At 67.9% G+C, this 12,955-nt stretch carries 11 protein-coding genes; 5 read left to right on the forward strand and 6 right to left on the reverse strand.

Annotation, left to right across the window (positions count from 1 at the left end):
• Positions 1-3: 3 nt before the first annotated feature.
• On the reverse strand, positions 4-1,437 hold the full coding sequence (locus tag B7438_RS09800) for a gamma-aminobutyraldehyde dehydrogenase (RefSeq protein ID WP_085369364.1): 1,434 nt from the start codon (positions 1,435-1,437) through the stop codon (positions 4-6).
• Between the two features lie 88 nt (positions 1,438-1,525).
• Here B7438_RS09800 and B7438_RS09805 point away from each other — a divergent pair, with 88 nt between their 5' ends.
• The 3 genes from B7438_RS09805 to B7438_RS09815 all read left to right on the forward strand — a co-directional run bounded on the left by B7438_RS09805 (position 1,526) and on the right by B7438_RS09815 (position 4,911).
• The gene (locus tag B7438_RS09805; RefSeq protein ID WP_055892090.1) at positions 1,526-2,008 is read left to right on the forward strand and encodes an Lrp/AsnC family transcriptional regulator; all 483 of its coding nucleotides are present in this window, start codon (positions 1,526-1,528) and stop codon (positions 2,006-2,008) included.
• Complete coding sequence (locus tag B7438_RS09810) at positions 2,005-3,417, forward strand: aspartate aminotransferase family protein (protein ID WP_085369365.1); 1,413 nt, start codon at positions 2,005-2,007, stop codon at positions 3,415-3,417. Before B7438_RS09805 ends, B7438_RS09810 begins: the two co-directional genes overlap by 4 nt.
• A gap of 99 nt (positions 3,418-3,516) precedes the next feature.
• Complete coding sequence (locus B7438_RS09815; RefSeq protein ID WP_256921961.1) at positions 3,517-4,911, forward strand: FAD-binding oxidoreductase; 1,395 nt, start codon at positions 3,517-3,519, stop codon at positions 4,909-4,911.
• A 97-nt stretch (positions 4,912-5,008) separates the two neighbouring features.
• Here B7438_RS09815 and B7438_RS09820 read toward each other — a convergent pair whose 3' ends face one another.
• The 4 genes from B7438_RS09820 to B7438_RS09835 form a co-directional block, all read right to left on the reverse strand.
• Positions 5,009-6,991 (reverse strand): ABC transporter ATP-binding protein, encoded by a 1,983-nt coding sequence (locus B7438_RS09820; RefSeq protein ID WP_085369366.1) that lies wholly within the window; start codon positions 6,989-6,991, stop codon positions 5,009-5,011.
• Complete coding sequence (locus B7438_RS09825) at positions 6,988-8,721, reverse strand: ABC transporter ATP-binding protein (protein ID WP_085369367.1); 1,734 nt, start codon at positions 8,719-8,721, stop codon at positions 6,988-6,990. The genes B7438_RS09820 and B7438_RS09825 overlap by 4 nt, the downstream gene beginning before the upstream one ends.
• 20 nt (positions 8,722-8,741) lie before the next feature.
• Positions 8,742-9,416 (reverse strand): TetR/AcrR family transcriptional regulator, encoded by a 675-nt coding sequence (locus B7438_RS09830; protein ID WP_247597337.1) that lies wholly within the window; start codon positions 9,414-9,416, stop codon positions 8,742-8,744.
• Between the two features lie 122 nt (positions 9,417-9,538).
• Positions 9,539-10,510 carry an aldo/keto reductase gene (locus B7438_RS09835; RefSeq protein ID WP_085369368.1) on the reverse strand — a complete coding sequence of 324 codons (972 nt, stop codon included), beginning with the start codon at positions 10,508-10,510 and terminating at the stop codon, positions 9,539-9,541.
• A gap of 113 nt (positions 10,511-10,623) precedes the next feature.
• Here B7438_RS09835 and B7438_RS09840 point away from each other — a divergent pair, with 113 nt between their 5' ends.
• Positions 10,624-11,121, forward strand: a complete 498-nt coding sequence (locus B7438_RS09840) for a methylated-DNA--[protein]-cysteine S-methyltransferase (protein ID WP_085369369.1) — start codon at positions 10,624-10,626, stop codon at positions 11,119-11,121.
• A complete protein-coding gene (locus B7438_RS09845; RefSeq protein ID WP_085369370.1) occupies positions 11,118-11,756 on the forward strand; it encodes a DNA-3-methyladenine glycosylase I in 639 nt (212 codons plus the stop codon). The genes B7438_RS09840 and B7438_RS09845 overlap by 4 nt, the downstream gene beginning before the upstream one ends.
• Positions 11,757-12,147: 391 nt before the next feature.
• Here B7438_RS09845 and B7438_RS09850 read toward each other — a convergent pair whose 3' ends face one another.
• Entirely contained in the window at positions 12,148-12,954 is an 807-nt protein-coding gene (locus tag B7438_RS09850) for a YaaA family protein (RefSeq protein WP_085369371.1), read from the reverse strand.
• Position 12,955 lies beyond the last annotated feature (1 nt).

The following is a 12,955-nucleotide window of genomic DNA, read 5'->3' on the forward strand; positions in this document are numbered from 1 at the left end:
CACTCACCCGATGAACGACATCACGTGCTTCACTCGCGTGTAGTCCTCGAACCCGTACATCGAGAGGTCTTTCCCGTACCCGGAGTGCTTGAACCCGCCGTGCGGCATCTCCGCCACGATCGGGATGTGCGTGTTGATCCAGACGCAGCCGAAGTCGAGGTTCTTCGCGAAGCGCATCGCGCGGCCGTGGTCTTTCGTCCAGACCGAGGAGGCCAGACCGTATTGCACGCCGTTCGCCCAGCGCAGTGCCTCCGCCTCGTTGGTGAACTTCTGGACCGTCTGCACCGGCCCGAAGATCTCGTTCTGCACCGCCTCGTCGTTCTGGCGGAGGCCGGAGACAATCGTCGCCTCGTAGAAGTAGCCCTTGTCGCCCTGGCGGTGGCCGCCGAGCTCGACCGTGGCGTGGTCGGGCAGCCGGTCGACGAATCCGCTCACCTGGGCGAGTTGATTGGCGTTGTTCACCGGGCCGAACAGGATGCCGTCCTCACGAGGAGCCCCCGTCCGGGCGTTCTCGCGCGCGTACGCGGTGAGCGCGGCCACGAACTCGTCGTGGATGCCCTCCTGCACCAGCAGGCGGGTCGCCGCCGTGCAGTCCTGGCCGGCGTTGAAGTAGCCGGCGGCCACGATGCCCTCAACGGCCTGCGCGATGTCCGCGTCGTCGAACACGATCACCGGCGCCTTCCCGCCGAGCTCCAGGTGCACCCGCTTGAGGTCGAACGATGCGGCGCGTGCCACCTCCATCCCGGCCCGCACCGAGCCGGTGATCGAGATCAGCTGCGGGATGGGGTCTGCCGTCATCGCGGCGCCCGTCGTCCTGTCCCCCGTCACCACATTGAGCACGCCGGCCGGCAGGAACTCGGCGGCCACCTCGGCGAGCAGCAGCGTGGAGAGCGGCGTCGTGTCCGACGGCTTCAGCACCGTCGTGTTCCCCGCGGCGAGCGCCGGGGCGAACTTCCAGACCGCCATGTTCAGCGGGTAGTTCCACGGCGTCACCTGGCCGACCACGCCGATCGGTTCGCGCCGGATGAACGAGGTGTGGTCTTTCAGGTACTCCCCCGCCGACCGGCCCTCCAGGTTGCGGGCCGCCCCGGCGAAGAAGCGGATCTGATCGACCGACAACAGGATCTCGTCGTCGACCAGCGTGGCGCGCGGCTTGCCGGTGTCCTGGGACTCCGCGTCGGCGAACTCCTCCGCCCTCTGCTCCATCGCGTCGGCGATCCGGAACAGCGCGAGCTGGCGTTCGGCCGGCGTGGTCTCTCCCCAGACCTCGAACGCATCCCGTGCGGCGGCGTACGCGTCGGCGACGTCATCCGCTGTTGACACCGGTGCCGTCGCGTAGACCTCTTCGGTCGCCGGGTCGATCAGCGGGATGCGCTCCGTCGCCCGGGATTCGGAGAAAGCGCCGTTGACGAAATTGCGGAGTTCTCGCGTTGTCATGCCGGAAGTCTACTGATTTCGATAGAAAACGACACAGATTCGTGCGGATTCGCTTGCCCGACGACTATCTCACTGACAGAATCGCTCCATGAGTTCCCCTCGGGCAGTCACTGCCGCCAAGCCTGTCCAGATCGACGACGTCTCCAAGGCGATCATCGAGCAGCTGCAGGTGGACGGCCGTCGCTCATACGCGGAGATCGGCAAAGCCGTCGGTCTCAGCGAGGCGGCGGTGCGCCAGCGCGTGCAGAAACTGACCGAGTCGGGGGTCATGCAGATCGTCGCCGTCACCGACCCGATGCAGCTCGGGTTCTACCGGCAGGCGATGATCGGCGTGCGGGTGACCGGGGACACCAGGGCGGTGGCGGACAAGCTGGCCGCCATGCCGTCCGTCGACTACGTGGTCCTCACGGCCGGGACGTTCGACATCCTGGCCGAAGTGGTCTGCGAGAACGACCTCGACCTCATCACCATGCTCAATTCCGAGATCCGGACGATCGAAGGCGTGCTTTCGACGGAGACGTTCGTCTATCTCAAACTCCACAAGCAGTTCTACAACTGGGGAACACGATGACAATCACCACAGAAGACCCCGCCATCTCGACGGCAGACGAGGACGCCCTCCAGGCCAAGGCGAAGGACCACCTCTGGATGCACTTCGCGCGCCAGTCGGTGATGGAGGACGGCCACGGCGTCCCCATCATCACCCGCGGCGAGGGCCACCACATCTTCGACTCCCGCGGCAGGAAGTACATCGACGGCCTCTCCGGGCTGTTCGTGGTCAACGCCGGTCACGGACGCAAGCGCCTCGCCGCCGCTGCCGCCAAGCAGGCGGAGGAGCTCGCGTTCTTCCCGATCTGGTCGTACGCGCACCCGAACGCCATCGAGCTGGCGGACCGGCTCGCGCACTACGCGCCGGGCGACCTCAACCGGGTGTTCTTCTCGACCGGTGGAGGCGAGGCGGTGGAGACCGCGTTCAAGCTCGCCAAGTACTACTGGAAGCTGCAGGGCCGCCCCACCAAGCACAAGGTGCTGTCGCGCGCCGTCGCGTACCACGGCACGCCACAGGGCGCTCTGGCCATCACGGGCATCCCGGCCATGAAGGAGATGTTCGAGCCGCTGACGCCCGGTGGTTTCCGCGTCCCGAACACCAACTTCTACCGCGCGGGCGAGATGGGGGCTCCGACGGACGACATCGAGCAGTTCGGCGTGTGGGCGGCGAACCGCATCGAGGAGATGATCCAGTTCGAGGGTCCGGAGACCGTCGCGGCGATCTTCCTCGAGCCGGTGCAGAACTCGGGTGGGTGCTTCCCTCCGCCTCCCGGATACTTCCAGCGCGTGCGGGAGATCTGCGACAAGTACGACGTGCTCATGGTCAGCGACGAGGTCATCTGTGCCTTCGGCCGCATCGGCCACATGTTCGCGTGCGACGAGTACGGCTACGTCCCGGACATGATCACCTGCGCCAAGGCGATGACCAGCGGGTACTCCCCCATCGGCGCGACGATCATCAGCGACAAGCTGTACGAACCGTTCAAGCACGGGAACACGTCGTTCTACCACGGCTACACGTTCGGCGGTCACCCGGTCTCCGCCGCTGTCGCGATGGAGAACCTGGACATCTTCGAGGAGGAGGGGCTCAACGAGCGCGTCCGCGAGAACTCGCCGCTGTTCCGCGCGGAGCTGGAGAAGCTGCTCGCGCTGCCGATCGTCGGCGACGTGCGCGGCGACGGCTACTTCTTCGGCATCGAGCTGGTCAAGGACAAGACCACGAAGGAGACGTTCGACGACGACGAGTCCGAGCGCCTGCTGCGCGGCTTCCTGTCGAAGGCGCTCTTCGACGCCGGCCTCTACTGCCGCGCAGACGACCGTGGCGACCCCGTCGTCCAGCTCGCGCCTCCGCTGACCATCGGCCCGGCCGAGTTCACCGAGATCCGCCAGATCCTCGAGTCCGTCCTCACCGAGGCCGAGAACCACCTGTAACCACCCACCACACACACAATCGAGTCCGGACTTGTGCACGCGTTTCACGGCGTGTCGCGTGCACAAGTCCGGACTCGATCTTTTGGCGAGACGAGAGGGATGCGCGTGAGCTACGAACGGGTCGGATTCTGGTTCGAGTCGATCAGTGAGGCGGAGGACGGCTTCCGGCCCCGCGCGGGGCTGGGCGACGACGTGGATGCGGACGTCGCGATCGTCGGTGCAGGGCTCACCGGCCTGTGGACCGCGTACTACCTGCAGGAGGCCGACCCGTCGCTGCGCATCGTGCTGCTCGAGAAGGAGGTCGCCGGCTTCGGCGCCTCCGGCAGGAACGGCGGCTGGTGCTCCGCGCTGTTCCCGTGGTCGGCGTCCGCGCTGCGTGCGCGCTACGGCCTGGCGGCCGCCGTCGCCCAGCGCCGCGCGATGATCGACACCGTCGGCGAGGTCGGCCGCGTCGTCTCCGCCGAGGGCATCGACTGCGACTACGTGCGCGGCGGCACCGTCACGTTCGCCCGCTCGCGCGTGCAGCTCGCTGCCGCCCGCGCCGAATACGCGGAGGCGAAGGAGTTCGGCGTCGACACGGTCTCCATCCTCGGCACGGACACCGTGACCGACCGGTTCGGGGCGCGGGATGCGGTGGCGGCGACGTTCACGCCGGACTGTGCGCGCATCCACCCGGCCAAGCTGGTGCGCGGCCTGGCGCGGGTCGTCGAGGCGCGCGGCGCGACCATCGCGGAGCAGACGGAGGTGCTGTCCTGGTCGGACGGCGTGGTCACCGCGGTGTCCGGCGGCCTGGTCCGCACTGTCCGAGCAGGGACCGTGGTGAACGCCACGGAGGGCTACGGCTCGCAGCTGCCCCAGGTGGGCAGGCGCATCCTGCCGCTGTACTCGCTGATGATCGCCACCGAGCCGCTCCCCGACGAGGTCTGGGACAGCATCGGCATCCAGCACGGCCAGACCTTCGCCGACTTCCGGCACCTCATCATCTACGGCCAGCGCACGGCCGACAACCGCTTCGCGTTCGGTGGACGCGGCGCCCGCTATCACCTCGGCAGCACGATCCTGCCCGAGTACGACCGCGCACCCCGCGTGCGCGAGCACCTCACCCGCGCGCTGTTCGACCTGTTCCCGGATGCGGCCGGCGCGCGCATTACCCACCACTGGGGCGGCCCGCTCGGCGTCCCCCGCGACTGGCACGCGAGCGTCGGCCACGATCCGGATGCGCGGGAAGCCTGGGCGGGCGGCTACGTCGGTGACGGCCTCAGCACCACGAACCTCGCGGGCCGCACGGTCGCCGACCTCCTCGGCGGCCGCCGCACCGCGCTCACGGCACTGCCGTGGGTCGGCCACCGCTCCCCGCAGTGGGAGCCGGAGCCGCTCCGCTTCGCCGGTGCGAACGCCGGCCTCGTCGGCACCGAGCTGGCCGACCTCGAGGAGCGCGTCACCGGCCGCCCCTCGATCGCCGCCCGCCTGATGGCTCCCCTCACCGGTCACTGACCCGCCCCAACCCGGCCCCCAAACAATCGAGCCGGGACTTATGCACGCGACACGCCGCGGCGCGCGTACACAAGTCCCGGCTCGATGGCTGCGGCGGTCAGGCCTCGTCGGAGACCGGGGCGGCGAACTGCGCGTTGTACAGCGTGTAGTACGCGCCGCCCGCGGCCAACAGCTCGTTGTGCGTGCCCTGCTCCACGATCCGGCCCGCCTCCATCACCAGGATGAGGTCGGCATCCCGGATCGTCGACAGCCGGTGCGCGATCACGAACGACGTGCGGTCGCTGCGGAGCGCCGCCATCGCCTTCTGCACCAGCACCTCCGTGCGGGTGTCGACCGAGGAGGTCGCCTCGTCCAGGATGAGCACGCTCGGCCGGGCGAGGAAGGCCCGCGCGATGGTCAGCAGCTGCTTCTCACCCGCGGAGACGTTGCCGCCCTCGTCGTCGAGCACCGTGTCGTAGCCGTCGGGGAGCGAGTGCACGAATCGGTCCACGTATGTGGCGCGGGCCGCATCCAGGATCTCCTCCTCCGTCGCATCCGGACGCCCGTACGCGATGTTCTCGCGGATCGTCCCGTTGAACAGCCAGGTGTCCTGCAGCACCATGCCCATCCTGCTGCGCAGGTCGAGCCTGGTCATCGAGGCGATGTCGACGCCGTCGAGCGTGATCCGGCCCGAGTCGAGCTCGTAGAAGCGCATCATCAGGTTGACCAGGGTGGTCTTGCCTGCACCGGTCGGGCCGACGATGGCGACGGTCTGGCCGGGCTCCGCGACGAGCGACAGGTCCTCGATGAGCGGCTTGTCCTCCGTGTACCGGAACGACACGTCCTCGAACGCCAGGCGTCCCTTCGTGCCCTGAGGGCTCTCCGGGTCGGCGGGGTCTGCGGACTGCTCGTCCGCATCCAGCAGCTCGAACACACGCTCGGACGACGCGACGCCGGACTGCAGCAGGTTGGCCATCGAGCCCAGCTGCGTGAGCGGCTGCGTGAACTGACGCGAGTACTGGATGAACGCCGTCACGTCACCGAGCTGCATCGCGCCGCTCGCCACCTGCAGACCGCCGACGACCGCGATCACCACGTACATCAGGTTCCCGACGAACATCATCGCCGGCATGATGATGCCCGAGATGAACTGGGCGCCGAAGCTCGCCTCGTACATCTCCTGGTTCTTCTGCCGGAACTGCTCCTCCACCTCGCGGTGACGACCGAACACCTTCACCAGGGCGTGGCCGGTGAACGCCTCCTCGATCTGGCCGTTCAGCTCGCCGGTGTTCTTCCACTGGGCGACGAACAGCTTCTGCGACCGCTTGGCGATCACGGTGGTGATGATGAGCGTCAGCGGGATCGTGATGAGCGCGATCACCGCGAGCAGCGGGGACACCACGAACATCATCACGACGACGCCGATCACGGTCAGCAGCGAGGTGAGCAGCTGGCTCATCGACTGCTGCAGCGTCTGCGAGATGTTGTCGATGTCGTTGGTGACCCGGCTCAGCAGCTCGCCGCGCTGCATCCCGTCGAAGTAGCGCAGCGGCAGGCGATGGATCTTCGCCTCGACCTCTTCGCGGAGGCGGTAGACGGTGCGCTGGGTGATCCCGTTGAGCACGTACGCCTGCAGGTAGCTGAACACCGACGACAGGACGTAGAGCGCGAGCACCCACATCAGCACACCGCCGACAGCGGTGAAGTCGATCCCCGCGCCCGGCGTGAAGGTGGTGCCGGAGAGCAGATCGGCCAGCTGCGTCTGGTGACTGGCCCGGAGACCGGCGATCACCTGCTCCTGCGTCGCCCCTTTCGGGAACTGCAGCGACAGCGCTCCGGCGAACACCAGGTTGATCGCGTTGCCGAGCAGTTTCGGCCCGAGCACTGCGAACACCACGCTCACCACCGCGAGCAGGGTGACGAACGCGATCCCGATGGCTTCTGGCCGCAGTCTCCCGACGAGGCGCTTGGCGGACGGGCCGAAGTTCATCGACTTCTCGACCGGTCCCTGCATCCCGCCGAAGGGGCCGCCGCCACCCGGGCCGCGGCGCACAGGCGGGCGGGCGGGGACGCGTTCTTCCGTCTCGGTGTTGTCGCTCATGCTGCTTCCTCCGCGGTGAGCTGCGACGACACGATCTCCGCGTACGTCTCATTGGTCTGCAGGAGTTCGTCGTGCGTCCCGCGGCCGACCACGCGGCCGTCGTCGAGCACGATGATCTGGTCGGCGTCGACGATGGTCGACACCCGCTGGGCCACGACGATCATGGTGGCGCCGGCGACCTGACGCGACAGCGCCTGCCTCAGCCGCGCATCCGTCGCCGTGTCCAGGGCGGAGAACGAGTCGTCGAACACGTAGATCTCGGGGCGTTTGACCAGGGCGCGCGCGATGGCGAGCCTCTGACGCTGGCCGCCGGAGACGTTCGTGCCTCCCTGGGCGATCGGCGCATCCAGTCGGTCGGTCATCGCTTCGACGAAGTCGCGCGCCTGCGCGATCTCGAGCGCCTGCCAGAGCTCGTCGTCCGTGGCGTCCGGCTTGCCGTAGCGCAGGTTCGACGCGATCGTGCCGGAGAACAGGTACGGCTTCTGCGGCACCAGCCCGATGCGCGACCAGAGCAGATCGGGGTCGAGTTCCGCCACATCCACGCCGTCCACCAGCACCAGTCCGCTGGTGGCGTCGAACAGCCTCGGGATGAGGTTGACCAGCGTGGTCTTGCCCGCTCCCGTGCTGCCGATGATCGCGGTGGTCTGCCCGGTTTTGGCGAGGAAGGTCACGTCGCTGAGCACAGGCTGCTCGGCTCCCGGATACGAGAACCCGACATCCACGAACTCCAGCGTCCCGTGCGCCTCCAGCTCGGTGACCGGCGATTTCGGGATGCGCACGGAGGACTCCGTGCCGAGCACCTCCCCGATCCGGTCGGCGCAGACGGCGGCGCGCGGCACGAGCACGGCCATGAACGTCGCCATCATCACCGCCATCAGGATCTGCATGAGGTACTGCAGGAACGCGGTCAGCGTGCCGATCTGCATCGAGCCGTCCTGCACGCGGAACGCGCCGAACCAGATCACGGCGACGCTCGACACGTTGAGCACGAGCATCACGATCGGGAACATCAGCGCGAACAGCCGGCCGGCGCGGAGCGCGGTGTCCGTGACGTCGGCGTTCGCCTTCCTGAACCGCCCGGTCTCGATGTCCTCCCGCACGAACGCGCGCACCACCCTGATGCCCGTCAGCTGTTCGCGCAGCACCCGGTTGACCCGGTCGATCCGCTCCTGCATGGTGCGGAACAGCGGCACCATCCTGGTGATGATGAGGCCGACGGCCACCAGCAGGATGGGCACGCTCACGGCGATCAGCCAGGACAGCTGGATGTCCTGCTGCATGGCCAGGATGATGCCGCCGATCGCCAGGATCGGCGCGGACACCAGCAGGGTGCAGGTCATCAGCACGAGCATCTGCACCTGCTGCACGTCGTTCGTGTTGCGGGTGATCAGCGACGGAGCGCCGAACTTCGACACCTCCCGCTCGGAGAACTCGCCCACCTTCTGGAAGATCGCGCCACGCAGATCGCGGCCGACCCGCATGGCGACCTTCGCGCCGAAGTAGACGGCCGTGATCGAGCAGGCGACCTGCACGAGGGTGACCCCGAGCATCCCTGCGCCCACCCAGACGATGTAGTTGGTGTCGCCCTTCGCGATGCCGTTGTCGGTGATATCGGCGTTGAGCGTCGGCAGCCACAGCGACAGCAGCGATTGGGCGAGCTGGAAGACCACCACCCCGATGAGGAGCGGCCAGTGCGGTCGGAGGAACCGGCCGAGGAGTTTGAGCAACATGGGGTCTCCTTGGATGCGGGTTATGGTGCGAATGGGGACGCGCTTGCCGTCGCCGGTCCCAGACCGGCGCTCTGCGCGTCGAAGTCGATCGGGCGCCCGGCGACGCCGACCATCGTGAAGCGGGCGAGGTCGTCGATGCTGAACTCGATGCCCTCGTTGAGCATCGGGAATGCCGACGAGAAGCTGATCAGCCTCAGCAGGTGCGCCACCCGCTCCGGAGGCCAGTTGAGCTGCTCCGCTTCCGGTTCGAGCACCTGCGCGATGATCCTCGCGAACTCGCCGCGCTCCTGCGGCACGGGCGGGCGCTGCGGGCCGACGACGGCCATGATCCGCATGACGCTCTCGAACCGCTCGCGCAGCAGATACAGGATGGCGCGGATTTTGTGCTCGAACGGCAGCGACGGGTCGATGGCTCTGAGCGCGTTCCTGAGCGGTTCGGGATCCAGGTACTTCTCGATCGCGGCCTGGACCAGCGTCTCCTTGTCGCCGAACGCGCGGAAGATCGTGCCCTCCGCGATCCCGGCGGCCTCCGCGATCTGCTTGGAGGTGACCCCGCGTCCGTGCTCGACGAGCAACGGGATAACGGCGTCGACGATCATCGCCCTCCGGTCATCCGGGCTGAGCGGCTGCGCGCGCGGCGGACGCTTGGCGTCTCGCTCCGCCGCGTCCTCGAGTTCGTCCTCCGCCGTATCCACGGCAGCGATCCTACGCGGAGTGAGTGCTCACTCACAACGCTCGGCGTGTTCGCCCTGAGCGAACAATCGCCAGGACTCCCCCGCAGGAAAACGGGCGAGTCCTGGCGGGCGCCAGACACCGGTCAGGCGGCGGGGGTGAAGATCGCCGTGATGGCCGCGATGTCCTCCGGAGTGGCGCGCCAGGCGGTCGCCGCCTCGGCGTTCGCCGTGATCTGCTCCGGCTTGGTGGCGCCGGCGATTACGCTCGTCAGCCCGGGCTGGGCGAGCAGCCAGGCGAACGTCGCGGCCAGCATCGTCACGCCGCGCTCGTCGCAGAACGCCTGGTAGCGCTCGATGACATCCCACGGCGCATTGTCGACCAGGTGCCGCCTGATCATCATGATGCGGCTGTCCGACGGGCCGCCGTCCCGCGAGAACTTGCCGGTGAAGAGGCCGTTGTAGAGCGGGAAGTACGGCAGGAAGCCGAGCCCGTACTGATTGACGGCCGGGAGCACCTCGCGCTCCGCATCCCGCACAAGCAGGCTGTACTCGTTCTGCGACGAGATGAACTTGGGATGCCCGTTCAGCTGGGCAGTGAACTCCGCCTCCGCGATCTGCCAGCCGGCCAGGTTCGAGTGCCCGATGTACCGGATCTTGCCCTCGGCGATGAGGTCGTCCAGCGTTTCGAGAGTCTCCTCGATGGGCGTGATCGGGTCGGGCTGGTGCAGCTGGTAAAGGTCGATCCAGTCGGTGCGGAGCCTCCTCAGCGACGCCTCGACCGCGAGCCGGATGTAGCGGCGCGACCCCCGCACACCCCAGTCGGGTCCGTTCGTTCCGGCCATGTCCATCCCGAACTTGGTGGCGAGGACGATCTGGTCGCGTTTCCCGGCGAGCGACTTACCCATCAGCGTCTCGGAGAGGCCGCGCTCTTTGCCGTAGATGTCGGCGGTGTCGAAGAGGGTGACCCCGGCGTCGATCGCGGCGCCGATCACCGCGTCCGTCCCCTCCTGGGTCTCGGATGCGGTTCCCTCGCGCCCGAAGTTGTTGCAGCCGAGGCCGATGGTTGAGACAATGAGCCCCGAATTCCCGAGAGGACGATAGTCGATTTCTGCCATGCTCCGAGTCTATGCAGGCCACGGATCCCTCCACAGCCACGGCCCCCTCCCGACTTATCCCCCATGTCCGTTTTCCGCGAGAACACGTCGGTGGCCCCCCGTAGAGTCTTCCCATGACCACTTCTTTCGCTTACCTCACACGGATGCCGAGTCCGATCGGCCGCATCGAGCTGACCAGCGACGGTCACGCCATCACCTCCCTCTCCATCGAACGCTCCGGCCACCTCCCGCTCGAACAGCACGAGGAACGCACCACCGAGGTCCTGGAGCGTGCCGAACTGCAGCTGCAGGAGTACTTCTCGGGAGACCGCAAAGACTTCGACCTCCCCGTGAAGCTCGACGGCACAGCCTTCCAGCTCGCGGTCTGGGAACAACTGGCCGGCCTCGAGTTCGGCACATACACGTCATACGGGGAGCTGGGTCTCGGCATCGGTCGCCCCGGCTCCGGCCGCGCGATCGGCGGCGCTGTCGGCGCCAACCCCATCCCGATCATCGTCGGCTGCCATCGCGTGCTCTCCTCCTCCGGCAAGATCACCGGCTACAGCGGAGGCGACGGCATCCCCACCAAACTCTGGCTCCTCACCCACGAAGGGATCATGCTGGCCGCATGAGCACCGAGACCACCGCCCCCGCCACTCCTGCCGCTGCTGCCGAGCCATCCTTCCCCCCGCGCGCGGCCGTGATCGTCGGCGACGACGGCCTGGCCCGCTGCTCCTGGTCGGCGAGCGACCCGGAGTACCGCCGCTACCACGACGAGGAGTGGGGCCGCGAGCAGCACGACCCGCGCGCCCTCTACGAGAAGCTCTGCCTCGAAGGATTCCAGGCCGGCCTCTCCTGGATCACCATCCTGCGCCGCCGCCCCGCCTTCCGCGAGGTCTTCCACGGCTTCGACCCCGTCGCCGTCGCCGCCATGACCGAGTCCGACATCGAGCGACTGCTCCAGGATGCGCGCATCATCCGCCACCGCGGCAAGATCCAGGCCACCATCTCCAACGCGCACGCCGTGCTCGCCCTCGACATGCCGCTCGACGAACTCATGTGGAGCTTCGCCCCGCCCGCCACGGGCCGCCGGCGCCCCAACGCGTGGTCGGAGGTCCCCGCCGTCACGCCCGAGTCCACCGCCCTCAGCAAAGAGCTGCGCCGCCGCGGCTTCCGCTTCGTCGGCCCGACCACCATGTATGCCCTGATGCAGGCCACCGGAATGGTCGACGACCATTTCACCGGCTGCTTCCGCGCTCACGCGTGAAGCTCACCACCCAGGAGAGGGTCGGGCCGACGACGGTACTCGTTAATAGCACCGGATTCTCGCTGGCGATGTCACGTCCGCACGTGCCCGACCGCAGGCGGAATCTGTTGTGTCATCGCGCATCCGGCCAGGAGATCGGCGTGAGGGGATCACGCCGGGTTTCCGTTACGTCGGCCCGACTGATAGACGAGGTGAGGTGGCCGTTCGACTTCGAACGCACCCACTGACCCCGGCTGGCTGGCTGGCTCCTCCTCATTGCTCGCATTGCCCGATGCGAAGCTATCCGAGACGCTTCACCTAGGGTTGAGCATATCTCAGTTTTTGGAAGTCCACCACTGATTCACGCACAATCTCGACATCCATCCAGCTCCGGATGTGCGCCGGGACCGCCTCAGCGCAGCACAGCCATCAACGCGCCGGGCTCCCCCGCCACCTCGGGCACGATCAGCTCCAGCTCCGCCGATCCGTCCCCGGCCGCGCGCAGCTCGTAGCCCTCGGCGGCCGCCCAGGCGAGCAGCTCGTCCGTGGTAGCGAAGTCCGTCCCCGCCTCGATGAGTGCGCGCGTGAACAGGCCTTTCGCCTGCTTGTTGAAGTGGTTGAGCGCGCGCACGTGGCCGTCGCCGTCGCGGGCGAGCACGCGCACATAGTGCGCATCCGGCCGCCCAGGGAGCGGCCCTAGCGCCGCATAGCCCTCCGACCGCAGGTCCACGATGAGCCCGGGATGCGCGTGGAACACCGCGCTCGCAGCCGGCGCCCACCGCTTCTTGAGCGTCGCGACGCCCTTCTCGAGCGACAACCGGGAGTCGAACGACAGCCGGTAGGCCGGGATGAGGTCGGTGGCGGCCACCGGGCCGAGCAGAGCCGACTGCACCACGACGGTCGAACCGGCGAACGCCCACTGGTCGTCGGTGAGGGTCTGCGCATCCAGAGCGTCGTAGAGCACTCCGGTGTACCGGCTCAGCGCCGGCATCGTGGGCGACGAACGGATCGCGCGGTTGCGGTCGACCTCCGCCGCCTGCTTGGGTCCGAGCTTCAGGGCGCGGATGCTGTGCTCGCGGTTCCTGGACAGCGCGGCCACCGCGGCGAGCACGTTCCTGCGCACCGGCTTCAGTTCGCCGAAGCGGAGGCCATCGAGGTCGAGCGGAGCTCCCGCTCCCCCGTCGCGCTTGGTCTCGGAGGGCGGGAGGAGGATGAGCAAA

This window comes from Leifsonia sp. NCR5 (assembly GCF_002105485.1).
In the GTDB taxonomy this organism is placed as follows: domain Bacteria; phylum Actinomycetota; class Actinomycetes; order Actinomycetales; family Microbacteriaceae; genus Leifsonia.